This is a genomic window from Actinomadura rudentiformis, assembly GCF_008923185.1.
Taxonomy (GTDB): Bacteria; Actinomycetota; Actinomycetes; order Streptosporangiales; family Streptosporangiaceae; genus Spirillospora; species Spirillospora rudentiformis.
On the sequence record NZ_WBMT01000003.1, the window covers coordinates 229743 to 256187 of the forward strand.

The window sequence follows — 26445 nt, forward strand, 5'->3', positions numbered from 1 at the left end:
GAAAGATCAGGCGTGCTGCGGCTGGTAGCGGCGCCGGATCATCGGAACGAGGTTGAACAGGAGCCCGGCCAAAGCCACCCCGGTGACGAGGTTGATGCCGGGGTGGAACTGGCCGAAGTCGTTCCCTCCCACGGAACCGCTCGCCAGCAGCGCGGTCACGACGGCCAGGACGAGAGCGGCACCGACCTGCATGGCGGTCTGCACCAGGCCGGAGGCCAGCCCCTGCTCGGAGTCGTCGATCCCCTCCGTCGCCTGAGCCATGATGGAGCTGAAGCCGAACGCGAACCCGCCACCCAGCAGCAGCATCGTCGGCAGCACGGTGAACGCGTAGTGCGGCGCGTTCCCGGCGGTCGACAGGAACCACACGTAGCCCAGCGACATCGAGATCATCGCGGTCAGGATGAGCGGCGAGGTCCCGTAGCGGTCGATCAGGCGGCCCATGAAGGGTGAGCCGAAGGCGACCAGGAGCCCGGCAGGCAGCAGCGCCATCGCCATCTTCAGCGGCGACCAGTGCAGCACGTCCTGCAGGTAGAGCGTCATCATGAACTGGAAGCTGAGGTACGAGCCCATCAGCGCGACGACGCTCAGGTTGGCCCGGACGATCGTGCCGACCTTCAGGATGCCCAGGCGGATCAACGGGTGGGCAACCTTGTTCTCCGTGTAGAAGAACGCTCCCAGCAGCGCCGCGGCCAGCACCACGGAGCCGATGGTCAGCGGGTCGAGCCAGCCCCGTTCGGGAGCCGACACGACCGTGTACACGGCCAGCAACATGCCTGCGGTCAAGGTGATCGCGCCGACCAGGTCGTGGCCGCCCTCCTCGGCGCGCTTGTCACGGGGGATCAAGAAGTAGCCGGCCACCAGAGCGAGCACGGCGAGGGGAACCGGAGTGAGGAAGGTCCACCTCCAGCCGAAGCTGGTGAGCAGGCCACCGAGGATGAGGCCGGACGAGTAGCCGCTGGCGCCGAACACCGAGAACACAGACAGTGCCCGGTTGCGCGCGGGACCCTCGTGGAAGGTCGTGGTCAGGATGGACAGCGCGGTGGGCGCGGTGAACGCGGCCGCCAGTCCCTTGACGAAGCGGGTGACGATGAGCAGCGTGCCGTTGTCGACCAGGCCGCCGATCAACGACGCGAGAGCGAAGACGGCCAAGGCGATCAGGAAGATCTGGCGCCTGCCCAGCAGGTCGGCCGTGCGACCGCCCAGCAGGAGCAGACCGCCGTATCCGAGCACATAGCCGTTCACGATCCACTGCAGCGAAGTGGTCGACAGGCCGAGCTCGGCGCCGATCGACGGCAGGGCCACACCCACCATCGACACGTCGAGACCGTCAAGGAACAACACGGCGCACAGCACCGCGAGGACGCCCCACAGTCGCGGGGTCCAGCGCTGCTCGCCAGGCTCGGTCGCTTGGGCCGTCGGGGTGACGGGAGACGTTTCGGTGATAGTCACGTCGGAGGACAGTACATGCACACGCATCAAATGTCTACGCACAAATTTCTGCCGCATTTAATGCGCTTGCATCCACCCTTCACCGTCCCCTAGGATGCGCCCATGAACCCGGAGCCGGAGCTGGTCGGCCGCTGGAGGAACCTCGCGGCCTGCTACAACCAGGTCGCCTGCCACCTCGATCGGGAGTTGCAGGCGCAGCACGGCCTGTCCATGAGCGAGTTCGAAGCCCTGGACCGCCTCATCGGACTTCAGTCGGAGAAGTGCCGCATGCAGGAGCTTGCCTCCGACATGTACCTGAGCCAGAGTGCCCTATCTCGCACGGTCGCCCGTCTAGAGAAGCACGGCCTGGTGCAGCGCGGTCTCTGCGAGGCCGACCGCCGCGGCGTTTTCGTCAAGCCCACCGAGGCCGGCATCGAGCTCCACGCCAAGGCCCGCGAGACCCATCTCACAATTCTCAGCGAGCACCTCTCCCCCTCCGCCTGACCGCGTCACCAGGCTCACCTCCGCCTGACCGCGTCACCGGAGCCCCCTCCGCCTGACCGCGTCGCCGGGCTCACCTCCACCCGACCGCGCATCGCCGGGCTCGCCCCCGCGTGACCAGCGCGGCGCGCTCCTTGAATGAGCGTCGTTAAAGGCGTCAATGTCCCGGCCGAAATCGGGCGTGGTGATGGCGGTCAATAATCTCCGTTCTGCCGTGGAATCCGGTGCGATGTCGCCATCCCTGAGCTTGATCGCCCAATACCCGAACATGACCGGGTGGCCATAATTCAGGATCCCGCTATTCCATCTATGATGGTGTGAGAGAAATCGGACGGAAATGACAAAGAAGATTGGCCGTCCTGGATAGGGTGGGAAACCGAACTTCCGCACCACGTTCTTGATGTTGAGGAACGGAGCCCTCCACGGAGTTGTGGACGTGAACGCTTTCGTGATGCGATCCGAGGACACGGACCGTGAGGCGGACGAGCCGATCTGGGCCCTTGCCCCCTATCCGGCTCTGGCCGCGGACGGCGACGGCGTGATCAGCCAGATCAACGACGCGGCGCGCGTGTTGTTCGGCACCGCGGAGCTCGGCGTACCGCTGGCGGACGCCGTACCGGACTGGCTCCACCAGGCACATCGGCAGATCATGCGTGGGAGCGACGCGGCTTCGGCCACCCCCGTACGGGGCCCGATAGGCGAGCGGACATTCGAGGCACATCCGACGCGTTGGACCGATAAGGGCGTTCCCAATACCGTCTGGTGGCTTGTCGACAGCACGGATCGGCAGTCGGCCTCGGATGCGCTGCGAATCGAGCGCGAGCGGGCGGCATTCCTGACCGAGGTGTCGAACGACCTCGCATCCTTGGACGTCGGTCTCTGCCTGAATGCGACCGTGCGTTTGGCGGCGCGGCATCTGGCGGATCTGGCACTTGTGGTGGCACCGGGCACCGGCCGTGGGTACTCGGCGGTCTTTTGCGGTCCCGACGGTCACGTGGTGAACCAAGACCTGGACATTGATCCCGGTGAGGTGCCCGGACTGGCTGAGGCACTGCGAGGATTCCCTTCGGCGGCGGCACACTGGATTGATCCCGCGACCGTTCCGGAACGGTTCTTCCGTGGCCTGCTCGACACGCCAGGCTCGATGATGGTGGCGACCCTGCCCGGCGCGGGAGCACCCGCCGGCGCCATGGTGCTCGTACGTCGTGCCGATCGGGCCGCCTACACCGAGAGCGAGGAGGCGTTCGCGCGGATGGTCGCGATCCGGGCCGGTGCGGCGGTGTCGGCCGCGCGCCTGTACGCCGAGCAGACGTCCATCACCGAGATCCTCATGCGCGAGCTGCTGCCTCCCCGCGCCCGTGATCTCGACGGGGTCGAGCTGGCCGCCAGATACCGGCCCTCCGGGAGCGGCGAGCAGGTCGGCGGCGACTTCTACGACCTCTACCCGGCCGGCAGCGGTGACCGGGAATCGCTGGTGGTGCTGGGCGACGTGTGCGGCAAGGGCCTCCAGGCCGCCGTGCTGACCGGCAAGATCCGCAACGCCCTCCAGGTGCTCCTGCCGCTGGCCGACGACCACCACCATGTCCTCAGCCGGCTGAACCAGATGATGTTGCTGAACGGCGACCCCACCAAGTTCGTCACCCTGGTGCTGGCCTCGGTACGCCGCCATGGCGAACGGGTGCGGGTGCGGCTCACCAGCGCCGGGCATCCGGCACCGTTGATCATCCGGGCCGACGGCACCGTCGAGGAGGTACCGACCGTCGGCACCCTCATCGGCGTCATGGAACAGCTCTCGACCGACACGGTCACCGTCGAGCTCGCGCCAGGGGAGACCTGCCTCCTGCACACCGACGGAGTCACCGAAGCCAGAGGCGGCCCCAACGGCGAGATGTTCGGTGAAGACCGGCTGCACGAGGAGCTGGCCCGATGCGGTGGGATGACACCGGACGCGCTCGTGGAGCACGTCCAGATGCTGGCGTCCGAATGGGTCGGTGACGGGCATCACGACGACATGGCCGTCATCGCGATCACCCCACCCCAGGGCCACTGACACCTCGGCCCACTCGGTCGGCCAGGAAGTCCTCCCAGGTCCGCTGACCGGTGGCCGGGTCGAGGGAGAGGTTGGCACCGTCGCGGTACGCGCGGGCGGCCTTGCCTGGAATCTTGACCGGCATCATCAACCGGCGCTTGCCGACGGCGTTCAGGTAGCCGCGGATGAGCTCGTCCATCCCGTACACCTTCGGCCCGGCGATGTCGGCCACCAGACCGGCCGGCTCTCCGAGCGCCAGCTCGGCCAGCCGGGCCGCCACATCCCCGGCGTCGACGGGCTGGAACCGCATCCCCGCCGGCACCGGAATGACCGGCATCTTGGCCATTCCCTGCACCGCCGTCAGCACGAAGTCATGGAACTGAGTGGCCCGAAGGGTCGTCCACGGTAGTCCCGACTCAGCCACGGCCAGCTCCGCGGCCCGCTTGGCGGCGAAGTATCCGAACATCGTCCGGTCGACTCTGCTCTCGATGGGGATCCTGTCGGCGCCGACGACCGAGATGTACACGATGTGCGGGGAACCGGCCCGTGCTGCGGCCTCCACGAGGTTCCGTGCCTTGACCTCGTCCCCCTTGGCACTTCCAGCACAGTGCACGATGGTGTCGGCGCCACTGATCGCGGCCTTGAGTCCCTCACCGGTCGCCAGATCCCCGGTCACGTACTCGACGCCGTCCTTGGCCTCGTGGCTGCTCCGGCTGAGCACCCGCACCTTGTGGCCCGCGTTCACCAGAAGCGGCGTCACAAGCCTTCCGAGCGTTCCCGTGCCACCAGTGAGCAGGATCGTCATGGCTCTCTCCGATTCGTTACGAGGTTCGTCGATCTACTGCACTGACGGCTCGTCCCGACCGGATGTGACGGCCCCGCCCACCCAATTTCAGGAACCCACGTTTTTTCAGGGAACCCGCGTTGACCGGTCTGGTGAAGGCCCCCTCCGCGTGAGCCGAGGGGGCCGATCGGTGCCATGTCGTGCCGCTGATCACGACGGCCTTCTGGCGGGTGCAGGGAGCTGTCAAGCCTCCTTGATCTGCTCGATGAGCGGCTTGAGTTGCGCCCCGACGCCCGTGCCGACGATCAACTGCATGATGGGGAGCAGGTGCGTGAGGGTGCCGGTTCCGAGGCCCTGGCCCCGGCTGGCCTGGACGATGTTGTCGATGACCACGGCCTGCATGTCGAGCGGCGAGCCCTCCGAGGAGCCGGCGGTGACCTCCGGTGCGAGGATCCCGACCAGGGCCTTGATCCAGGGAACGAAGAGCGTCTCGGTGAACTCGGCGGCGTCGGCTCCGACCATGGCGGCGGCATGGCCGGCACCGCCCGCCAGGCCGTACAGGCCGGAGAGCAGCGCGAGATCGTAGAGCGGGGCCCGGCCGGGGTCCGTCCCCAGATACCGGGTGGCGCCAAGGCGGGCCAGGGTCGGCTGGTACCGGTCAAAGGCGGCCTGGGATCCGCTGTAGAGGATGAACGCCTCGGGCCCGCCGATCATCGCCGGGACGGCCATGATCCCGCCGTCGACGTACTCCAGGCCCTGCCGCTCGGCCCAGGCGGCGAGTTCGCGGGCCTGTTCGGGCGTCCCGTTGGTGAAGTTGACCAGAGTCTTGCCGGCCAGCGTTCCCTCGGCCGAGTCCAGGATCCCGCGCAGGGTCTCGTACTGGACGACAACGGCGATCAGCAGGTCGGTCCCGGCCACGGCGTCGCGGACGGTCTCGGCTCGAACGGCGCCCTGGGTGACGAGGTCATCGGCCTTCGAGGCGGTACGGTTCCAGACCGTCGTGGGGTGGCCTGCCCTGAGGAGCGTCTGGGCAAGGGCGGATCCCATCGAACCGAGGCCGATGATCGTCACCGGGATACGGGTCGTCATGTCGATCCCTCTTTCAGTGGTTTCGTTAGGTCCTGCCACTGTGCGGGTGAGGGGTTCCGGTTGATTTCGGGTTGGTTTGTGGTCTGCCGGGGGTGAGGCGCGGCGTTACCGTGATCGGTATGCGTTTCGGGGTGCTCGGTCCGCTTGAGGTGTGGTCGGCGGAGGGACGTCCCGTACGGGTGCCCGAGCTGAAGGTCCGCGCGTTGCTCGCCGACCTGCTCGTGCACCGGGGGCGTCCCGTCTCCGTGGACCGGCTCATCGATGACCTCTGGGCTACGAAGCCGCCTGGCAGTCCGGTCAGCACCACGCGGGCGAAGGTGTCGCAGCTCCGCCGGGTCCTGGACGAGGCCGAGGCGGGCGGGCGCGAACTCGTCGCGTACCTGCCGTCGGGCTACGTACTCCAGGTGGACGCCGACGCGGTGGATGCGGGCCGGTTCCAGGCATTGGCGCGGCAGGCGCAGGAGACCGATGACCCTCATACGAGAGCCGCGTTGCTGGGCGAGGCGCTCGCGCTTTGGAGGGGACCGGCGTTCGCCGACTTCGCGGACAGCGAGTTCACGCGAGCGGAGATCCGGCGGCTTGAGGAACAGCGCCTGGTCGCCATGGAAGATCTGGCCGAAGCGCGGCTGGAGTTGGGCCAGCACAGTCTTCTGGCCAGTGAGCTGGGCGACCTGGTAGCCGAGCATCCTTTGCGCGAACGTCTGCGGGCGGCGCATGTCCAGGCCCTCTACATGTCAGGTCGGCAGAACGAGGCGTTGTCGAGCTACGGCGAACTACGTGACCGGCTCAGAGACGAACTCGGACTGGACCCAGGCCCCGAATTGAAGGCTCTACACCAGGCGATCCTGGAACAAGACCCTGCACTAGGGCTCCTTCCGCCCCCAGCACGTCCCCGTACAAACCTTCCGAACCCGCTCACCCATCTGATCGGCCGGGCCGATGCAGTAACTGAGATAGGCGCCGTCCTCCGCGCGAAACGACTTGTCACGCTCACAGGACCGGGCGGCGTAGGCAAGACGCGCCTAGCCATAGAGACCGCATCGCAGCAGGCCGACGCCTACCCCGACGGAGTCTGGCTGGTTGAGCTGGCCAGCCTGCACGCCCCTTCCCTCGAAGGCGTCGTTGGCGCATTAACAACATTGCTCGGAATCCGCGATGACGACGCCTCGTCCCACCGCCCCGTAAACGCACCCCGCGCCACGGGCGCACCCGCCGAACGCCTCCTCAGGGCGTTGCGGGGCAAGCGCATGCTGCTCGTTCTCGACAACTGTGAGCATGTCGTCGAGCCGGTCGCCGAACTGGCCGCGCTCCTCCTGCGGTCCGCACCCGGCCTTCGGATCCTCGCGACCAGCCAGGAACCGCTCGGCCTCGCCGGCGAACAGATCTGGTCGGTTCCTCCGCTGGATCTGCCAAACCCAGATGACGACCTGGCAGCCCTGCAACAATCCAGCGCAGTCCAACTCTTCGTCGAACGCGCCTCCGCCGCTTCACAGGCCTTCGTGCTCGACGCGTCCAGCGCCGAGGCCGTTACCGCGATCTGCCGTCGCCTGGACGGAATCCCGTTGGCGTTGGAACTGGCCGCGACCCGCGTACGCGCGTTGGGCGTACGGGACCTGGCCGCCCGCCTGGACGATCGCTTTCGCGTCCTGGGAGCAGCCCAGCGTGGCGTGCCAGCCCGCCAGCAGACACTCCGAGCGATGATCGACTGGAGCTGGGAGCTCCTCACCGAGCCCGAACGCATCGTTCTGCGCCGTCTCGCCGTACATGCGGACGGCTGCACCCTGGAAGCGGCCGAGCACGTCTGCGCGGGCGAGGGTGTGAAATCCAGCGAGGTCCTCGACTTGCTCGCCCGCCTGGTGGATCGTTCCCTGGTTGCCGTCACCCAAGGCCCCCGCTACCGCCTGCTGGAGTCCGTCGCCGCCTACTGCACAGAGCGCATGCGAGAGTCCGGCGAGTTTCATCACGTGCGGGAACGCCACTATCGGTACTACAGCGCCCTAGCCGAGCAGGCCGACCCACACCTCCGTGGCCACGACCAACAACCATGGCTGGAACGCCTCGATCAAGAGACTGGCAACCTCCGTACCGCCCTCGAAAGCGCCGCCGCGCAGCACGACGTCGAATCGGCACTCCGCCTGGTCAACGCGCTGTCGTGGTACTGGTTCCTGCACGGCCGCATCGGCGAGGCGCTGAGATCCCTGGAGACCGCCCTTGAAATCGACGGCGACGCCTCCGAGGCCGTACGCGCGAGAGCCACTGCCTGGCAGGCAGGCCTGACCCTGCGGACGGCCGACACGGCCCTTGCCGCCGACCAAGCCATGGCGGGCCTCAAACCGTACGAGGAGATCAACGACCCCCAGGGCCTGGCACACGCCCAATGGTTCCTCGGGTTCGCAATGCTCGGCTATTCCGACGTGTCGATCAGTGAGGAGCTGACGGACCGGGCCCTGGCCGGCTTCCGTGCCGTGGGCGACCGCTGGGGCAACGCCGCCGCGCTCTGCACCGGCGCCGTACATGCCCTGCTCCGCGGCGACCTCATAACACTGCGCCGCTATGGCGAAGAGAGCCTGGCGACGTTCCGTGATCTAGGCGACCGCTGGGGCCAACTCCAGTCCGGGCGGATCCTCGGTCATCTGGCCGAGGTCACCGGCGACTACACCGAGGCCGTACGCCTGCACGACGAAGGGCTCCTCGTCGCCGAGGAACTCAGGCTGTGGACCGAGGTCTCCGACAGGCTCTCCGGCCTCGGCCGCATCGCCCTTCTGACCGGCGACCACGCACGGGCCGACGAACTGCACACCCGTGCCGCCCAGACCGCCGCCGCACAGGGCTACACCTTTGGCGAGGAGTTCGCCGAGACCGGCCTGGCTCTCAGTGCCCGGCGCCAGGGAAAGCTCGACCTCGCCGAGAAATACCTGCGCAAATGGCTCGACTGGTGCCGTCGGGTGAAGGGCGACTCCGGAGCCGCGTTCATCCTGGCCGAACTAGGGTTCCTCTACGAGCAACGCGGCGACGCCGCCGAAGCCCTGGCTCTGCATACCAAAGGCCTTACCCACGCCCGCATGACCAATGACCCGCGAGCAATCGCACTGGCCCTCGAAGGCCTCGCAGGCGCACACGCCCTCTCCGGCCATCACACCAAAGCCGCCGAACTCCTAGGCGCCGCCACCGCCACCCGCGACTCGATCGGCGTCCCGCTCCCCGCCGCCGAACGCGGAGACGTAGACCGCATCACCCAAGCCCTAACGTCAGCCCTAGGCCCCGCCGCCTTCACCACCGCCTTCACCAATGGCCAAACCCACCCCCGGCATTAGCAAACGGCAGGCCTACAGGGCCCGAACGGCTGGGACCCCAACAGACCTCGCACAACGAGTCCCCCGGATACGCCCACAACGACAAAGCCCCCTTGCGATGATCGCAAGAGGGCGTTGACCTGGAGCCGCCTATCGGAATCGAACCGATGACCTATTCATTACGAGTGAATCGCTCTGCCGACTGAGCTAAGGCGGCTTGCCGTGTTAGGACGGCGGGCAGCAGTCTACCGGGTCTTGGGCGGTGTGTGCGCATCAGCGGCAGAGGGTGCCGTCCTTCGGCGGTTTGGCGGTTACCAGGTACTGGTCGGTGGCCTGGATGATGCAGGAGTTTCCCTGGAGGTAGGCGGTGTGGCCGTCGCCGTCCAGAGAGAGGAGGACCCCCGAGTCGAGCTGGGCGGCCAGGGACTGGGCCCACTTGTACGGGGTGGCGGGGTCGCGAAGGGTGCCGATGACCAGGATGGGGGCCGAGCCCTTGGCGGTGATGGGCTTGGGCTGCTGCTTGGTCTTGGCAGGCCAGTAGACGCAGGGGAGGCCGCCCCAGACGACGAATGGGCCGAAATGCGGTGAGGCCTTGGCGGCCTCGTCTACCGACTTCTTGTAGGTCGCGACGTCCGGTGGGCTGGGCTTGTCGACACAGTTGACCGCCATGTTGGCGTCGGTCTGGTTGCTGTAGGTACCGTTCTGCTCACGTTCCACCATCTGGTCTGCCAGGGCCAGGAGGAACGTGCCGTCGCCGTTCTGGATGGCCTGCGTCAGCGCTTGGCGGAGCGTGGGCCAGAGCTGCTTGAGGTAGAGCGCCAGGGCGATGCCCATGGTGACGAGGGTCTCAGTGACGGGGCGGGAGTCGCGGTTGTTGGTGAGGGGTTTCTGGTCAGCCTTCTTTTGGAGGGCGGCGATTTTGGCGAGCGCGGCGGTGGGGTCGGTGCCAAGGGGGCAGTCGGGAAGCTTGACGCAGTCGGCGACGAACGCGCGGAGGGCGGTCTCGAAGCCCTTGGACTGCTCGACCAGGGTCTGGGTGGAGGATTCCTTGGGATCGACGGCGCCGTCGAGGACGAGGGCCCTGACGTTCTGCGGGAACTGTTCGGCGTAGAAGGAGCCCAGGTAGGTGCCGTAGGAGGCGCCGTAGTAGGTCATCTTCTGGTCGCCCAGGGCGGCTCGGAGGACGTCCATGTCGCGGGCCGCGTTGAGGGTGCCCACGTAGGGCAGGCGATCCGGGGCCTTGGCCTTGCAGTTGTCGGCGTACGTCCTGCTCTCGGCGGAGACCTTGTCGATCTCGGACTGGTCATCGGGCGAGGCGTCGGTGGCGAAGAAGCGGTCGAGCTGCGGGCCGTCCATGCAGCGCACCGGATCGCTCTTGCCGACACCGCGGGGGTCGAAGCCGATGATGTCGAAACGGGACCGCAGATCGGCGCCGAACGCGCGGCCTGTGGAACGGATGAACTCGACGCCGGAGCCTCCGGGACCGCCCGGATTGGTGAACAACGATCCGATGCGACGCGACGGGTCCTGGGCGGGCAGGCGGATCAGAGAAAGCTTCAGTTGCCGGTCGGCCGGCTTGGTGTAGTCGACCGGAACGTCGGCGGTGGCGCACTGGAAGCCGCCGCCGCAGTCCGACCAGTCGATCTTCTGGTTGTAGTACGTCCCGAGCCCGGCGGGTGCGCTCGCGGAGGGGGACTGGGCGGGCGGTTTTTCGGGATCTTGTGCGTTACATCCCGCCATGACGAGCGTCAGCACGACGGCCGTACTCATGAACCTCGTTGCCCGCACCTGGAGTCCCCGTCTCGTCGTCGCGGCTCGTACAGCCCCGCCTACGCTACGGGTTTCCCGCTAGTACATCCACGCTTCACGCAACACCGTACTGCCGCTCGATACCGTCCAGCAGCCAGGTGATGCCCTGCTCAAGGTGTTGCTCGCCGCAGATGCCGCGCCTGAAGGCGTCCTCCAGGTGAGGGAGCTCACCCGAGAAGATGAGGTCGCGACCACGTCCCTGACGCGAGCGGCAACCTTGGGCGGCAGGCATAGCGGCGATCGGCTTCCACTGCTCTTCCTCAGCCCTGAAGATCGACAATTTTGGTGATTTCGGGCACAGAAGTTGGTGGCTCGTACCACACTGACCTCTCGGCACAGTTGATCATCACGCGTGCGTGATGGTCTCCCCCGGTTTCAGAGGAGAGACGTCAAGTGCTGATCAGGAAAACCTCCCTGGCCGTCGGCGCGCTGGCGCTGGCCCTGACCGGCTGCTCACAGGGTTCCGCGGACCTCAAGTCCGCGAACCAGCAGACCGGAGCAGGGTCGGACGCCGCCGCGGAGGCTGCCAGTCCCTTTTATGTAGACCCCAACTCCAACCCCGCCGTCTGGGTGCGGAAGAACCCCCGTGACGCGCGCGCCGCGGCGATCAAGAAGTCGATCGCCACCAAGCCGGGCGCCAAGTGGTTCGGCAACTGGAGCGGAGACATCAGCAAGTCGGTCTCCGCGTACGTCGCGGCCGCCCAGAGGGCGAAGAAGACCCCGATCCTCGTCGCCTACAACATCACCGACCGCGACTGCAGCGGCCATTCCGGCGGTGGCGCGGGCAGCGCGGCCAAGTACCGCACCTGGATCTCCAAGTTCGCGTCGGCGATCGGCAACCGCCCCGCCGTCGTGATCATCGAGCCGGACGCGGTCGCGCAGCTGGACTGCCTCCCCGCCGGGTCGCGCAAGACCCGGACCGCCCTTCTCTCGTACGCGACCAAGCAGTTCCAGACCAAGGCGAAGAAGACCCGCGCCTACCTGGACGGCGGCAACTCCAACTGGATCGCGCCCGCCACCATGGCGACGCGCCTCAACGCGGCCGGCGTGAAGAACGTCCGCGGCTTCTCGATCAACGTCTCCAACTTCTTCACCACCGCCCAGTCCGCCGGCTACGGCAAGAAGGTGAACGCAGCGCTCAAGAGCAAGTACCGCTACACCAAGCGGTTCGTCGTTGACACCAGCCGCAACGGCAAGGGCGGCGTCCCCGGCCAGTGGTGCAACCCCGCGGGCCGCAAGCTCGGCGCCACCTCGCGCCTGGGCGGCACCAGCGGCGCCGAGTACCTGCTGTGGATCAAGGTCCCGGGTGACTCCGACGGCCCCTGCGGCGTCGGCGCCGGCATCCCCGCCGGCACGTTCAGCCCCGTGCTGGCCACCCGCCTGATCAAGGGCTCCTGACCGGTCGGGTTCCGGACGCACCCGCTCCTTGGCGTCCGGAACCCGCCGGCCTTTCGCACGGCCCGGCCGGGATCGGGGGCTCCCCCGACCGGGCCGTGCATCAGGGACGGCGCTGTCGAAAGACACCGCCCCTGGTCCAATCCCCCAAGCCAGGCGCGACGCGGCTCCCACCAACGCCGCCACCAGCCCAAGGCCCCTGGCAAAGCCAGGCGCAAACCCTCATCCACTCCAGTCCAAGCCGTCAGATCCCGGCCGGAGGGTGGTGAGTGACACCGACTCCGCAGGCTTTCCGACTCCCAGCCGCAGTCCCGAACGGTCGTCACGAGCGGGTGAACGTGAGCCGCCACGAGCGGCCGTACTTGAGTGGTCATGAGCGGTTGCGCTGGAGCTGTTAGGACCGGGTGAGCTTGAGAAGGAACTCGACCTGGCCGTTGTCTTCGGTCTGGATGGGGCCGATGCTCGGGTTCGCGATGCCGTAGTCCGCGAACTTCACGGGGATCGAGCCGCTCACCTCGACCGTTCCGTCGCCGGTGCGGGAGGCGGTGACGTCGAAGGTGACCGCCTTTTCGGCGTCCTTGAGCTTGAGCGTTCCGGTCGCCTTGGCGGTGGCCTTCGCGCCTACCGCCGGGACCGTGCCGAGGTCGATGGGCTGGGTCAGCTTGAACGTGGCGTTCGGGTACTTCGAGACCTCCATGATCCGGCCCTTGAACTGCTGGTCACGCCGGTCCTCGTCGCTCTTGACCGCACTCAGGTCCACCGTGAACGAGCCGGTCGCCACCTTGGTGCCGCTCAGCGCGAGCTCACCGGTGACATCGCTCGTGCGGCCCACCGCTTCGACCTTCTGGCCGAAGAGGACCTCCTTGACGCGGTATCCGGCCTGCGAGCCGGAGGCCGACTTCCACGTGCCGTCGACAGAGGTCGCGGGACCGCTCGCGGTCGCGCCCGACGAGACCGACAGCCGCTCGGGAGCGTCGCTCTGGATGAAATTGATGTAGACGTACGGGCCGCCCACCACGAGGACCACCGCCACGATGGCCCCGATCAGGGTCCAGCGCTTCCAATGCCGTTTCATGAGAACAAGGAATACGTGACCACTTGGTAAGGCCGCATAAAGCGTTCATGAGAATCGCATGAGAGACCAGCAGCCCGACCTGCTGTTGGGTGCGAACGACGCTCAGCCGCTGGAGCAAATGTGCCTGGAGGCCGACACCCCAAGCCCCAATCGTTCTGCGGCCGCACGCAGATGATGTGCACACGTGACGCGCCGCACAGGTGACGCGCGCGCACGGGCGATGCGCGGCTCAGGGGATGCACCGCACGTGTAAAGGCACCGGCGCGGATGAAGCACCGCACGGTGAGGCGCTGCACGGATCAAGTACCGCACGGTGAGACTCCGCACGGATGGCGCGCACCGCGCAGGCAAGGCTGCGCGCATGAAGCACCGCGCAGATGGAGCATCGCGGAATACGCACCATGCGACGAGGCACCGCACGCATGACGCAGGCGCGGCGCCGCGCAGAAGAAGCACCGCACGCATGACGCACCATGCAGGGGCCGTGTGAACGACGCACCGCACGGGTGACTCACCACACGCGTGACGCACCATGCAGGAGCCGCGCGGGTGACGCACCGCGCGGGTGACGCACCGCACGGGCCACGCACCGTACGGAACACGCACTGCGCGAGGAAGGCATTTGTTCAGGTGACGTGCTGCCTGGCGTTGGCAACGCCACCGGCTGGTAGCGCGCTGGGTGCCGTTGACCAGCAGGGTTCTGTGCTTGAACGGCGATTTCATGCCGCGTCGTTCTGTTCTCATCTCGATTGCGGCACGTGACGGGGCCGTTCGCCGAAATAGGTGTGGCCTAGGGGCTGTTGCTCGGACATGGGCACACAACAGGAGTCGGCCAAGACTCGCGTGCGGATCGAGCAGAGCGCCAAGAGGGTTCGTGCTTACCTCGGCGGACAGGTGGTCGTGGACACGCTCCACGCCGCCCTTGTTTGGGAAATCCCCTACTACCCGACCTACTACCTTCCGCTGTCCGACGTACGGGCGGAACTTGTGGAAGACGGGGTCGGCAAGCGTTCGCCCAGCCGGGGCGACGCCACCACCTACACGGTGAAGGTGGACGGGCAGGAGGCGCAGGGTGCGGCACTGCGGTACACGGACTCCCCGGTTGAAGAGCTCCGGGACCTCGTACGCCTTGAGTGGGACGCGATGGACGCCTGGTTCGAAGAGGACGAGGAGGTGTTCGTCCATCCGCGCAGTCCGTACAGCCGGATCGACATCCTGCCCAGCTCGCGGCACATCCGCGTCGAAGTGGACGGTGTGACGGTGGCGGAGTCGAGCAACGCGCGGCTGCTGTTCGAGACCGGGCTGCCGGTGCGCTACTACCTGCCGAAGACCCACGTACGGATGGACCTGCTCGAACGCAGCGAGACCACGACGGGCTGCCCCTACAAGGGCACCGCCGAATACTGGTCCATCCGCGCTGGTGACAACGTTCACAAGGATCTCGCGTGGTCATACCCCACGCCGCTCCCCGAGAGCGAACGGGTCGCCGGGCTGGTCTGCTTCTACGACGAGAAGGTCGACGTCTTCGTCGACGGGGTCAGGCAAGAGCGTCCAAAGACACCGTTTTCCTGATCGCCGTCCGCCACGCCTGTTCGGCCTTGGACAGGGAACAGAGATGCCGAATGGATGCCACCATGACACGGAGAGTAAATCATTCGTTACAATAAGTGATTGACGGTGACAGGTCGGGTACGTAGCGGGCCGACGACCGCGGCGTGGGGCCGCGGCCACCATGGAAGGACGCGACCATGCGCACCCCCCTCCGGCTCCTGGTCACCGGCACACTAGCCGCAGCCCTGCTCGCCATCTCCACACCCGCCAGCGCCGCGGCATCAAACAATGACCTCATAGGCGATCTCCTCGGCGGCCTTCTCGGCGGGGTCGGCTCCAGCGGAAGCAGCAGCCTCGGCGGTGTTCTTGGGGGCAGCTCAAGCGGAAGCGGCGGCCTCGGGGGCGCTCTCGGGGGCCTCGTCGGTGGTGGCTCTAGCGCCAAGTAGCGAGCAAACGCCGAGATCAGCGGCCTCTGGGGCGCAAGTGATCTGATGCCCGGCCCGCCTTCCCTCGCAAGGGGAAGGCGGGCCGGTTCCAGCTTGGCTCTAGGCGCGACAAGCACCACCTCGTGCGGCCGCACCGGGTTGTCAGGGCGGCACCTCGCGTACATCGTCGGCAGTAGCCACCGCCGGGCATAGCGCAATTGGCCGGAGCGCGACACTACTCCCCAGTGAGGTTCACAACGTCGAGTTGCACCGGTTCACGGTCGCCAGCGGCGTCACCCTGCTGGCAGGGGCGTCCAAACGAGGGTCTGGACGCGGGTACGGGGCTCAGCCGGCTCACAAGTCGGCGGGCGAATTTATCAGCAGGCATTACACCAACTGATGTCACATCTTGGGATGGTGTGATGCCCGTCCCTTTTGCCCGGGAGAACTTGCCACTGAGGCTACGCCTACGTAAGCGTAGGTTACGCAAGCGTAAGTTAGCGAGCGTCCCGGGGGAGGCCCCTCTTGACCACGACCCCGCTACGTCGGCTGGGCGACGCCGCCCGCTGGCTCACTACCCCTTTGTTGCCCGAGGACTACCTGGCACTCGTCAACCCGCTCTGGTCGACCGCCGAGCTGCGGGGACGGATCGAGACGATCCGGCACGAGGCGCCCGGCGCCGCGACCATCGTGATCCGGCCGGGACGCGACTGGCCCGGGCACCGGCCCGGTCAGTGGTTGAAGATCGGCGTCGACATCGACGGCGTTCGCCACTGGCGCACGTTCTCGCTGTCCTCGCCGCCCCGCGAGGACGGGCTTCTCAGCATCACCGTCAAGGCGACGCCCGACGGCATCGTCTCGCGGCACCTCGTGCACCGCGTCCGTCCCCGCACAATCGTCCGCCTGGCTACGGCCGAGGGCGACTTCGTCCTACCCGACCAACTCCCCGAGCGCATGCTCTTCATCACGGCCGGCAGCGGCATCACCCCTGTCATGGCCATGCTGCGAGCCCTGGACAAAGACCCCGCCCTCGCGTCCGCACAGGCAACTGACGCGCCGGGCAACCCGTTCAGCACAGCTCAAGCAGGCGAGCCAAGCCACGCGGCTGACTCCAGCGATGCGCTCAACGCGACCGGTTCCCGCCATGCGACGGCGCCAGAGCAGACAAACGACCACCCGGACGTGACAGCCCTGAGCACCGTGCCAAGCCCGCGGCATGCACCCGATACTGCCGACGCAAACGACCACACAGGTCCGACGCGCTTGAGCCATGGGGATATCACCAGCGAAGCGCTCAACGGACACAAAGCGACCTGCCCTCACCGTGCAACGGCACCTGAGCAGGCGGACGACCGCACCGACTCGGCAGCACCGGATTCCGCGCCAAGCTCGCGACAGGTATGCGGCCACACAGATTCGATGCACCCGGGCCACGCGACGGGCCCCGGCGAAGAGTTCGGCGCGACGACGGACGACCGCACTGGTCTGAGTCCCTCGCCACGCTTCCGCCAGGCAAGCGACCACTCGGCGGACTCGAGCCACGTGACTGACTCCAGCGCAGGGCGCTACGTGGACGTTGTGGTGGTGCATTCGGCTCGTACGGCTGGAGACGTCATCTTCGGGAGCGAGTTGCGGGCGTTGGCGCGGCGCGCTCCGTGGTTGCGGTTGTACGAGCGGCACACCGCAGAGGACGGGCGCTTCAAGCCAGCTGAGCTTGCACAGATCTGTCCTGACTGGGCGGAACGTGACACATGGGCTTGCGGGCCAAGTGAACTGTTGGACGAGCTCGACGAGCACTGGCGGGCGGCCGGGGCCGATGGGCGTCTCCGGATGGAACGTTTCCAGCCCGTGCTCGCGGTCACCGATGGCGAGGGCGGCCGGGTGACCTTCTCCAAGAGCGGTGTCGCGGTGGACGCCGACGGCGCCACCCCGCTGCTGGAGGCGGGTGAGGGCGCGGGCGCGCTGCTGCCGAGCGGATGCCGGATGGGCATCTGCTACAGCTGCGTCGGGCGTCTCTGCTCCGGCAAGGTCCGTGACCTGCGCACCGGCGAGGTGCACGGCGAAGAGGGCCATCTCATCCAGACCTGTGTCTCGGCGGCCGCCGGCCCCGTGGAAATCGAACTCTGACCACCGAAGGAGGCGTCATGACCGTTGCGACGATCAATCCGTTCGGTTCTCGAACCACCGTGCATCTGTCGCCTGAGGATTACGAGGCGATCGCGCGCGAGCTGGATGCCGTCCGCGACGAGATCAGCGCTGATCTGGGCGAACGCGACTCGGCGTACATCCATCGGATCATCCGGCTGCAGCGCGGCCTGGAGATCGGCGGCCGGGCGCTGCTGTTCGCCTCTTCGCTGCCACCCGCCTGGCTCGCCGGGACCGCGACCCTCACGGTCGCCAAGATCCTGGAGAACATGGAGATCGGGCACAACGTCATGCACGGCCAGTGGGACTGGATGCGCGACCCGAAGATCCACTCGACGACGTGGGAGTGGGACAACGTCTCGCCCGCCGAACAGTGGAAGCACTCCCACAACTTCGTCCACCACACGTTCACCAACGTGCTCGGCAAGGACAACGACGTCGGCTACGGCATCCTGCGCGTCACGCCCGAGCAGAAGTGGCACTGGGCCAACATCCCGCAGCCGATCTACAACGCTCTGCTGGCGATGTTCTTCGAGTACGGGGTGGCGCTGCACGACCTGGAAATCGACAAGGTGCGGGAAGGCACGAACGACCCGGAGGAGACCAAGGAGAAGCTGCGCGCCATCGGCCGTAAGATCCGCCGCCAGTGGACCAAGGACTACGTCGCGTTCCCGCTGCTCACCGGCCCGCAGTTCCTGTCCACGCTGGCCGCCAACTTCACCGCTAACGTCGCCCGCAACGTGTGGGCGCACACGATCATCTTCTGCGGTCACTTCCCCGGCGACGTCGAGGTGTTCGAAGAAGAGACGCTGGAGGGCGAGACCAAGGGCGAGTGGTATGTGCGGCAACTTCTCGGCTCGGCCAACATCTCCGGCGGGCGGCTCTTCCATCTCATGACCGGCAATCTCAGCCATCAGATCGAGCACCACCTCTTCCCCGACCTGCCCAGCAACCGTTATGCCGAGATCGCGCCCCGCGTGCGGGCCCTGTGCGAGAAGTACGACCTTCCGTATCACACGGGTCCTCTCCGGAAGCAGGTCACCAGCACCTGGGGCAAGATCGTCCGCTACGCCTTCCCCGGCGGGAGCCGGCCGAACGAGGATCAGGCGTAGAGGGACGCGCGGCACGGTTTCGGTCGCCCACGCGCAGTGCCCGTACCGACACGAGAGCGCGTCGCCCACGGGCCACTGACCGTGGGCGACGCGCTCTCTCCGAAGCACGCAGGCGACCTGGATGGGAGCGTTGAGGCCGCGTGCGTGACCGAGCTCCTGCTACTTGCAGCGGGGGATGGTCTTGCCGTTGATGTCCTTCGGCTGACCGCCGCCCTTGCCGAGGTAGGCAGCGGGAATCCACTTTCCGGTCTGGCCGCTGTCGAGGTCGGTCTTCAGCCACCACTTGGACGTGGAGCTTGTCCCGTACGACCGCGGGCGATTCAGGTCGTGCAGATCATTTAGCAGTAGGGGATGTGCCGGCCAGCGAGGTCCTTGGGACGCGCACCGCCCTTGCCCAGGTAGGCCGCCGAGACCCAGCCGGACTTGCTTCCCGAGTCGAGCTCGGTGTAGAGCCAGTACTTGCTCGTTCCCTTGTAGGAGAACGACCGGCCCTTAGCCGCACAGAAGACATAGCTCCTGCCCTTGCCAAGCCTGCCGACCGCCTTCTTGCTCGTCGGCGAAGCGTAGGCGGTGGCCGCGGCTTTCGTCGTCACGTAGTACTTCTTGGGCGCGCACTTGTTGGCACTCTTGACGTTGTCCCACTGCTTCAACTTGCCCGTGTACTTCTTGCCGTTGAAGGATGCGGCGACGCGTTCGGCTGCTGGGGATCCCCAAGTGACGCTGCCGTTGTTGTTCTTGTCGTAGCCCTGCTCGTAGTGCAAGTGCGGGTGATTGTTCCCCAATTTGCCGGTCTTGCCCACGGCGCCGATCTTGGTGCCCTTGGCGATCCAGGTGCCCTTGCTGACCGACCGGTACTTCATGTGCAGGTAGGTCGTGTAGTGACGGCCTGTGTGCCGGATCTGGACCACGTGGCCGCCGTTGTCGTGCCGGAACGAGGCGACCACGGTGCCGGACGCCGGGGCCAGCAGCGCCGCCCCCTCGGTGCCGTGCTGGGTGGGCTCCTTGACCATGTCCAGGGCGGGCGAGTGCCCCCACGTGTTGAGCTGCCACTTCTGCCCGCAGGCGAAGGGAAGCTGGAACTTCGGCGCTGCCTGTGCCTTGGCCGGGCCGCTCGCGGTGGCCGCGGCGGTGGTGGGAGCCGCAGGCGCGGCGGGCGTCGCAGTGGCGGCGGTGGCGGGGGTGGCCGCGACCAGGCCGCCGCCAAGGGCGGCCGTGGCGGCACCGGCGACGAGCAGCCGGTTCAGCTGAGGGGTACGCATGGACCTTGTCCTTTGCTGTCGGGTTCTGTTCCGGGAGGAAGTGATCACTTGCAGCGGGGGATGGTCTTGCCCTTGGTGTCCTTCGGCTGGCCGCCGCCCTTGCCGAGGTACGCGGCGGGCACCCACTTGTTGACGTGGCCGCTGTCGAGGTCGGTCTTCAGCCACCAGCTCGACGTGGTGTTCCTGTACTTCTTGCTGGCGCCCTTGGCCGTGCAGAAGACGTAGTTCTTGCCCTTGTTGAGGAACCCGACCTTGATCTTGCCGTTGGTCGACGTGTAACCGCTGGTCTTGGCCTTGGTCACCACGTAGTACTTCTTCGGCGGCTCGGGGCCGCACTTGTTCTTGCTGGTCTCGTAGTGCTGCCCGTACTTCCACTTCACCGGCAGCGTGCGGCCGTTGAACTTCGCCTGCACGACTTTGCCGTTCAGCTGCTGCTGGTAGTGCAGGTGCGCTCCTGAGGTCCAGCTGCCGGTGTTGCCGACGGTGCCGAGCTTGGTGCCCAGGTTGACCTTGGCGCCCACCTTCACCGAACGGATGTCCAGGTGCATGTGGCGGGTGCTCCACCCACCGCCGTGGTTGACCGTGATGACGTTGCCGGCGTCGCGGTAGAACTTCGACTCGGTGACCTTGCCGGCGGCCGAGGCCAGCACCGGCGTCCCCTGGGTCTTCCCGTTCTTGTTAATCATGTCGACCATGTACTTGCTGGCGTGGCCTTTGTGCGTGGACGTCCACCACTTCTGGCCGCAGGGCAGCGGCAGCTGGAACTTGGGACGCGCGGCGGTCCGCGCCGTGTCCTGGTCGACGGTCTGGGCCGCTGCGCCGGCGGTCAGCTGGCCGCCGGCCAGGGCCGCCGCCGCGACCACGGGGATGGACATCCGGGCCCGTCGTGTACGCCACTTTCCGGACATGTGATCACTCCTCGTCGAGGGGCTGTGAAGGAGGACTGCGGCGGACGGGCGGCAAGGAGAAAGCCCTGCCCGTCCGGCGTTGATCACCGTAGGGACGGGCGTTATCGATCTCTTTTCGCTCCGCTAAACGATCGATTAGCGCCCGGACTGACCTGGTCTGACATTGACCGCACGGGCTCGGGGCCGGCGGATGGCATGATCGGCGGGTGGCGGGAGCGAACCAGAGATGTCACCGTTTCGTCCCATAGATCGCAAACCAGCCCACGTTCCATTGGAGCGTCACGTGTCCAGCCCAGCCCCACCACCACCGCCCGGCCCTGAAGGCGCCGAGTCCTGGACCGAATTCACGGCCCGACTGCGCGCGTTGTACGAGTGGTGCGACTCACCGAAATACCGCACTCTGACCAGCCGGGTCACGGGCCTCTCCCCGGCGGCCATTTCCAATCTCATCGGCCGAAATCCCCTGGTAAGGCCGCCGGAGACCGCTTGCGTGCGCTTCGTCGAGGCATGCCTCACGTACCGCGGGCATCCTGATCCGGAAGGCGAACTCGCCCGCTGGAAGGCACAGTGGGATGCCCTCTCCGAACAGCAGGCGAACGCCATCGGATCGCCGAGTCCCCCAACCGAGCCGGAGCCATCGGGCGCGGCGGTCCCCCAGTCACCTCCCCCGCACGAGCAGGCGCAGGCGCCGGATCCGACCGTCGTGACCGTGCCCTCGCTCGGTCAGATCCCCCCGGAACGACGGCGTCCGGCGGTTCATCCCTTTGCGCTGGCGGGCGTCGCCGCGCTCGTCGTGCTCGCGGCCGTGGCCGTCATCGTGGTCCTCACCGGCCGCGACGACGCGCCGGGCGCGCACGGCGGTGCGACGGCGGGGCCGGACGCCAAGCCTGTGGGCAACCCGACCGGCGGCACGAACGAGATCTGCCGGCCACTGGTCAACACCGTCCAGTCCGACACTCGACAGAAGAGGCTCTGGAAGAAGGTCTTCCAGTGCGCGAACCATCCCAACTCCGCCCTCTACGAGCATCCGCGCGAAGGCCCCAAGATCAGCTTCATGTACACCAAGAACAGCTGGTTCGTCTGCTGGGCGCGCGGCGAGAAACATTCCGGCGGAAACGACATCTGGTATTACACCCAGGGCGACCGGTCGGCCGACAAGCCCGAACTCGACGCGTGGGGATTCATGCCCGCCTCCCAGCTGGTGACCACAAAGCACCCCAATCCCGGTGTGGAACGCGAGTGCCCGTTCAGCTGAATCGCCGCCACCTGCGTGAACGCCATTCAGAACAACAATGAACAGCCCGCTGACCGGTTTGGCAGGCGGATCGCAACCGGCCCATGTTTGTCTACTGCAGTCCTGCAGGGGGCAGTGACGCAGCGGCCGCACAGGGGGTTCGGCCCAGCAGAGAAGGGAAATCGGATCCGGTGGAGTTCCATATCTTGGGACCGTTGCAAGCCGTCGACGGGGGCCGGCAGATCAGGCTCCCCGGGCCGAGACCACGGCTCGTTCTGGCAGTGCTCCTCCTCGAACCCGGGCGGGTGATCTCGGTGGACCGCCTTGTCGAGACGGTCTGGGACGGCGAACCGCCGGCCTCGATGCGGACGCAGATCGCCATCGCGGTCTCCGCCCTGCGGCGCACGTTCCGCGAGGCGGGCCTCGGCGACGTGATCGAGACCGTGAGTCCGGGTTACCGGATCAAAGCCGGGGCACGCATCGACGCGTGCATCGCCGAGGAACACGTCGCGGCGGCGCGTGCCGCCGCGGCCGACGGACGCGCGGAGGAGGCCGCCGTCCTCTACCGGAAGGCGCTGGCGCTGTGGCGCGGCCCTGTGCTCGCCGGGCTGGACAGCTCGCGGATCATAACGTGCGGACTGCGCTGGGAGGAACTGCGGCTGACGGTCGTGGAAGAGCTGGCCGAGCTCGACCTCGCCCGCGGCCATCACCATCAGGTGGCCGGAGAGTTGATGGCCCTGGTCGCGGAGAACCCGTTCCGCGAGCGGCTCCGCGCCCAGCTCATGACGGCGCTGGCCCGCTCCGGCCGCCAGGCCGAGTCGCTCGCCGTCTACCAGGAGGGACGCCGGATCCTCAAGGACGAGCTCGGCCTGGAGCCGGGCCGCGCGCTGCGGGACCTGCACGAGGCGATCCTCAAGGACGCGCCGTCCGTTCAGCAACGGCCGACGCCACTTCACGTCTCTGCGCCGACGGCCGTACGAGCAGGACTGGCCGCACCGTGCCGCCATCGAGGACGTCACCGCGCCGGCGGCCTCCGCCGCGCGGCCGTCCACCATTCAGGTCTCTGACCGACCGACGCCGACGCCGAGCGCCGCTGACTGACGCCGACCCGCCGACCGATGCCGAGCGCCGCTGACCCAACGCCGACTGACGCTGGCGACGGCGATCGCCGCCGACCGAGATCGCCGACCGACCGCCTCCGACCGAGACCGCCGAGCGCCCTCACGGCGTTCGGCGGTCGTTCGTTCTGGGCTGACTATGCGGATTTGATTATGCGGAGGGGGCTTCGCCGTTGGCGGCGGGGGCTTCGCCGTTGGCGGCGGTCGTGTCTCCGCCATCGTTGTAGAGGGCGTCATGCTGCTGGCGGGGCGAGCAGACGGACGCGGAAGGGCATGAGCAGCGGCCCCCGCTGGTGAGGCGGACGGTCACGCGGTCGGACGGGACGTTGCGGCCGACGACCTGGCCGGGCCCCTCCGGGGTCTCCACGCGCTCTCCGAGCTTGGGCATCCGTTCGTGCGCCTGGACATAGAGCGGGTGCTCGTACTTGAGGCAGCACATCAGCCGGCCGCAGGCCCCGGCAATGCGCAACGGGTTGACCGGAAGGTCCTGTTCCTTGGCCATGCGGACGGAGACCGGCTCGAAGTCCTTGAGGAACGTGGCGCAGCACAGATCGCGGCCGCACGGGCCGATGCCGCCCTGAAGGCGGGCCTCGTCGCGCGGGCCCACCTGGCGCAGCTCCACCCGGGCCTTGATGTTGCGCGCCAGATCGCGGACCAGCGCGCGGAAGTCGACGCGGTGCGGCGCGGAGAAGTAGACCTTGAACACGTTGTCGGCGTCGAGATAGTCCACGCCGATGACCTTCATCGGGAGTTCGTGCTTGCGGATCAGCCGCTTGGCGATGCTGCGCCCCTCGGCCCGGCGGCGCCGGTTGGTCTCGTCCCGGGTGAGATGCTCATCGGCGGCCGGACCCCCGCACATGGGGAGACCGTCGATGTCCTCGCTGACCCACTGCGGCGCCCACACGCATTCGGCCACCTCATGCCCCGAGTCGGTGGGAACGAGGACCTTGTCGCCTACCTTGGGCGAATGCGGCCCTGGATCGAGGTAGTAGAGGCGGCCGTAACGGGTGAAGCTGACGGCCATCACCATGCCCACAGTTCGCTCCGTTCGCCCGGTTTCGTGTCCCAACCCTACGTCGTCCAACGCCCAAGCTGTGCTCAATCAAGATCAACAGACCCGGGTCCCAGCGGCGTCAAGAGCCGCAGGCCACTGGACGTCCCGGCCGGACAGCTCCGCGCTCTCCGTCAGGTAGGAGGTCAACGCCACCCGGCGCGCCCATCCTCCGGGGCGGCGGGGTCTACCAGGCTGCGTCGGCCAGGTTTTCGGCGGGGACGGCGGGGTTTACCAGGCTGCGTCGGCCAAGTCTCCGGCGGGGACGGCGGGGGCGCCTTGGATGTACAGGCGGCCGTCGCCACCCGTGATCAGAAGATGCCCGCCGGTCGCGTCGGAATCCAGGCCGGTGAGGTCGCCGGTGCCCTTGACCTGCTTCTGCCAGAGCACCTTTGTCGGCCGTCCGGTCTCCACGGAGAACGCCTGCAGCGCGATCTGCGACTGATCGGTGACGCCCGCGACGACGGTCTGGCCGTCCTGGCTGAGCACGGCGGTCTCGCTGCCCTTGGGCAGCTTGAGCACCGGCTTGCTGAGAGCGAGATCGCCTGCGGGGCCGCCGGTGTCGAGCGTGTGCACCTGGTGGCGGATCTCCACCAGCTTGCCGTTGACCTTGCGAAGGGGATTCCAGACGAAGGAGAGGGTGTCGCCCGCCCAGGACAGGCTGCTGAGGCGGGCGGAGGCCTTGGTCGTCCAGGTCTTGCGCTGCCCGGTGTCGATCGAGATGACGTCGAGGCGGCTCCGGGTGCCGCGGTACGTCACGTACGCGATCTTGTCGCCGTCCGCGGCCACCGCAAGGTCGGACCACGGCGTGGAGATGCCGGCGACCGCCACGCGGGGTATCTCGGCGAGCTCCTTGGGATGACCGTTCTTGTCCAGGTTGAGCCGCTGGAAGGTCACCTTCTTGGCGGTCTTGGCGGCCACGACGTACGAGCCGTCACCGCCGGAGGCGATCCGCTGGAAGCTTTGGCCCTGCGGAGCTGCGACGGGCAGTCCCACGTCGTCTCCGGTACGGACGTCCCTGACGACCAGAGCCGTGCCAGTACGGCGGACGCCGACGACGTAGCGCGGGCCTTTGACGTCGGCCTTGCCCACGGCCTTCGTCTTGGCGGCTTTCGGCTTGGGCTCGTCCGAGTCTTGCCTCGAATGAACGAAATCCACCCCACCACCGACGACGAGAGCCACGCCTATGGCGGCTGCCACCGGAACCGCGGCACGCCACGCACCACCGCCCGCCCTGCCGGGCCCCTTGTGCTTGCCCTCACGCTCGCCGTTCATGGGGTTGCGCCGCACCCGCCTCTCGCGTTTCGCCCCGTTTCCGCCAGGTAGTTTCTATCTCATCTACCTCATGACAAACAGCCATTCCGGGCTGTTCACGCCCAGGTCAGCCCAGAGCCGAACGTGCCGCCTCGATCATGGCCGAACGGTACGAGCCACCGAACAGGGCGACATGGACGAGCAACGGGTGCAACTGGTGCAAAGGCACCCGCTCGCGCCAGCCTCCGGCAAGTGGGGCGACCTCATCGTAGGCGCCCAGGACGTACGAGATGTGCGGAGTGCCAAAGAGAGCAAGCATCGCGAGGTCGGTCTCACGGTGGCCGCCGTGCGCGGCAGGGGCGATGAGCCATCCGCGACCGCCCGACCAGAGGACGTTGCCGGACCACAGATCGCCATGGATGCGGCTGGGTGGCTCCGGCGGTCCGGCCAGGGACTCGATCTCAGTGATGACGCGTTCGACCAGCGCCACGTCGGACTCACTGAGATGGCGGGCGGCACGGCTGAGGAAAGGGGCGAGCCGCCTGTCGGCATACCAACGCGGCCATGCCTCCGCGTCGGTGAGCGTGTTGTCCAGCGGAAGATCGGCGATATAGCCGGCCCATGACGCCCCGTACGACGATGGCGGCGACGCCGTGTGGAGCGCCGCAAGCTCGCGCCCGAACCGTTCGGCGGCGGCAGGCGTGGACGGCTCGGCGGCCAGCCACGGCAGGATCAGATGGTGGTCGTCCGCGGCCAGCACCTCGGCCACGGGCGCGCCGGGGCCCGCCTCGGCCAGCCAGCGCAGGCCCGCCGCCTCCGCCGCGAACACCCCGGCCTGATCGTGCGCGGCCTTGACGAAGACCTCGCGGCCGTCGGCCATCCGGGCCTGGTGCAACGTCCAGGAGTGGCTGGAGCCGCGATCGGTGACCTCCTCGACCGGAACGCCGAGGAGCTCACCGACACGCTGCGGATCGAGCACGGAGGC

The 26445-nt window shown here is 67.5% G+C and carries 21 protein-coding genes and 1 tRNA gene; 10 read left to right on the forward strand and 12 right to left on the reverse strand.

What is annotated here, in order from left to right:
* Positions 1 to 6 precede the first annotated feature (6 nt).
* A complete protein-coding gene (locus F8566_RS07655; RefSeq protein WP_225992942.1) occupies positions 7 to 1449 on the reverse strand; it encodes an MFS transporter in 1443 nt (480 codons plus the stop codon).
* A gap of 102 nt (positions 1450 to 1551) precedes the next feature.
* Here F8566_RS07655 and F8566_RS07660 point away from each other — a divergent pair, with 102 nt between their 5' ends.
* Both F8566_RS07660 and F8566_RS07665 read left to right on the forward strand, forming a co-directional pair.
* On the forward strand, positions 1552 to 1932 hold the full coding sequence (locus F8566_RS07660) for a MarR family winged helix-turn-helix transcriptional regulator (RefSeq protein WP_151559234.1): 381 nt from the start codon (positions 1552 to 1554) through the stop codon (positions 1930 to 1932).
* Between the two features lie 448 nt (positions 1933 to 2380).
* Entirely contained in the window at positions 2381 to 3979 is a 1599-nt protein-coding gene (locus F8566_RS07665; protein ID WP_151559508.1) for a PP2C family protein-serine/threonine phosphatase, read from the forward strand.
* On the opposite strand, the gene F8566_RS07670 is transcribed toward F8566_RS07665, so the two are convergent.
* Positions 3957 to 4763 (reverse strand): SDR family oxidoreductase, encoded by an 807-nt coding sequence (locus F8566_RS07670; RefSeq protein WP_151559235.1) that lies wholly within the window; start codon positions 4761 to 4763, stop codon positions 3957 to 3959. The genes F8566_RS07665 and F8566_RS07670 overlap by 23 nt on opposite strands.
* A 222-nt stretch (positions 4764 to 4985) precedes the next feature.
* Positions 4986 to 5831, reverse strand: coding sequence for an NAD(P)-dependent oxidoreductase (locus F8566_RS07675; RefSeq protein ID WP_151559236.1), 846 nt, complete (start codon positions 5829 to 5831; stop codon positions 4986 to 4988).
* Positions 5832 to 5950: 119 nt separating this feature from the next.
* Here F8566_RS07675 and F8566_RS07680 point away from each other — a divergent pair, with 119 nt between their 5' ends.
* Positions 5951 to 9145, forward strand: coding sequence for a BTAD domain-containing putative transcriptional regulator (locus tag F8566_RS07680; protein WP_151559237.1), 3195 nt, complete (start codon positions 5951 to 5953; stop codon positions 9143 to 9145).
* Positions 9146 to 9265: 120 nt separating this feature from the next.
* Here the strand turns inward: F8566_RS07680 and F8566_RS07685 are convergent.
* The 3 genes from F8566_RS07685 to F8566_RS07695 all read right to left on the reverse strand — a co-directional run bounded on the left by F8566_RS07685 (position 9266) and on the right by F8566_RS07695 (position 11213).
* Positions 9266 to 9341 (reverse strand) — tRNA-Thr (locus F8566_RS07685).
* A gap of 56 nt (positions 9342 to 9397) precedes the next feature.
* Positions 9398 to 10894 carry an alpha/beta hydrolase gene (locus tag F8566_RS07690; RefSeq protein ID WP_151559238.1) on the reverse strand — a complete coding sequence of 499 codons (1497 nt, stop codon included), beginning with the start codon at positions 10892 to 10894 and terminating at the stop codon, positions 9398 to 9400.
* Between the two features lie 94 nt (positions 10895 to 10988).
* Entirely contained in the window at positions 10989 to 11213 is a 225-nt protein-coding gene (locus F8566_RS07695) for a hypothetical protein (RefSeq protein ID WP_151559239.1), read from the reverse strand.
* 113 nt (positions 11214 to 11326) lie between these two features.
* Between F8566_RS07695 and F8566_RS07700 the strand changes: the two genes are divergently transcribed.
* Complete coding sequence (locus F8566_RS07700) at positions 11327 to 12331, forward strand: glycoside hydrolase family 6 protein (protein WP_225992943.1); 1005 nt, start codon at positions 11327 to 11329, stop codon at positions 12329 to 12331.
* Positions 12332 to 12722: 391 nt separating this feature from the next.
* Here F8566_RS07700 and F8566_RS07705 read toward each other — a convergent pair whose 3' ends face one another.
* Entirely contained in the window at positions 12723 to 13403 is a 681-nt protein-coding gene (locus F8566_RS07705; RefSeq protein ID WP_151559240.1) for a YceI family protein, read from the reverse strand.
* 810 nt (positions 13404 to 14213) lie between these two features.
* Between F8566_RS07705 and F8566_RS07710 the strand changes: the two genes are divergently transcribed.
* From F8566_RS07710 to F8566_RS07730, 4 genes are all read left to right on the forward strand, one after another.
* Positions 14214 to 14975, forward strand: coding sequence for a DUF427 domain-containing protein (locus F8566_RS07710; protein WP_151559241.1), 762 nt, complete (start codon positions 14214 to 14216; stop codon positions 14973 to 14975).
* Positions 14976 to 15151: 176 nt separating this feature from the next.
* Positions 15152 to 15400 carry a hypothetical protein gene (locus F8566_RS49685; RefSeq protein ID WP_192809565.1) on the forward strand — a complete coding sequence of 83 codons (249 nt, stop codon included), beginning with the start codon at positions 15152 to 15154 and terminating at the stop codon, positions 15398 to 15400.
* A 669-nt stretch (positions 15401 to 16069) separates the two neighbouring features.
* Positions 16070 to 17506 carry a flavin reductase family protein gene (locus F8566_RS50930; protein WP_225992988.1) on the forward strand — a complete coding sequence of 479 codons (1437 nt, stop codon included), beginning with the start codon at positions 16070 to 16072 and terminating at the stop codon, positions 17504 to 17506.
* Positions 17507 to 17523: 17 nt separating this feature from the next.
* Positions 17524 to 18636 (forward strand): fatty acid desaturase family protein, encoded by a 1113-nt coding sequence (locus F8566_RS07730; protein WP_151559242.1) that lies wholly within the window; start codon positions 17524 to 17526, stop codon positions 18634 to 18636.
* Positions 18637 to 18974: 338 nt separating this feature from the next.
* Here the strand turns inward: F8566_RS07730 and F8566_RS07735 are convergent, their stop codons facing one another.
* Both F8566_RS07735 and F8566_RS07740 read right to left on the reverse strand, forming a co-directional pair.
* Positions 18975 to 19895 carry a M23 family metallopeptidase gene (locus F8566_RS07735; RefSeq protein ID WP_192809566.1) on the reverse strand — a complete coding sequence of 307 codons (921 nt, stop codon included), beginning with the start codon at positions 19893 to 19895 and terminating at the stop codon, positions 18975 to 18977.
* 44 nt (positions 19896 to 19939) lie between these two features.
* Complete coding sequence (locus F8566_RS07740; RefSeq protein WP_151559244.1) at positions 19940 to 20803, reverse strand: M23 family metallopeptidase; 864 nt, start codon at positions 20801 to 20803, stop codon at positions 19940 to 19942.
* A gap of 283 nt (positions 20804 to 21086) precedes the next feature.
* Here F8566_RS07740 and F8566_RS07745 point away from each other — a divergent pair, with 283 nt between their 5' ends.
* Together F8566_RS07745 and F8566_RS07750 are read left to right on the forward strand one after the other, a co-directional pair.
* Positions 21087 to 22058 carry a hypothetical protein gene (locus F8566_RS07745; RefSeq protein WP_151559245.1) on the forward strand — a complete coding sequence of 324 codons (972 nt, stop codon included), beginning with the start codon at positions 21087 to 21089 and terminating at the stop codon, positions 22056 to 22058.
* Between the two features lie 194 nt (positions 22059 to 22252).
* Positions 22253 to 23104, forward strand: coding sequence for an AfsR/SARP family transcriptional regulator (locus F8566_RS07750; RefSeq protein ID WP_192809567.1), 852 nt, complete (start codon positions 22253 to 22255; stop codon positions 23102 to 23104).
* Between the two features lie 202 nt (positions 23105 to 23306).
* On the opposite strand, the gene F8566_RS07755 is transcribed toward F8566_RS07750, so the two are convergent.
* The 3 genes from F8566_RS07755 to F8566_RS07765 form a co-directional block, all read right to left on the reverse strand.
* Positions 23307 to 24185, reverse strand: a complete 879-nt coding sequence (locus tag F8566_RS07755) for a PSP1 domain-containing protein (protein WP_151559511.1) — start codon at positions 24183 to 24185, stop codon at positions 23307 to 23309.
* 252 nt (positions 24186 to 24437) lie between these two features.
* Entirely contained in the window at positions 24438 to 25481 is a 1044-nt protein-coding gene (locus F8566_RS07760) for a TolB-like translocation protein (protein WP_151559247.1), read from the reverse strand.
* A 106-nt stretch (positions 25482 to 25587) separates the two neighbouring features.
* Positions 25588 to 26439, reverse strand: a complete 852-nt coding sequence (locus F8566_RS07765; RefSeq protein WP_151559248.1) for a fructosamine kinase family protein — start codon at positions 26437 to 26439, stop codon at positions 25588 to 25590.
* Between the last annotated feature and the right edge of the window lie 6 nt (positions 26440 to 26445).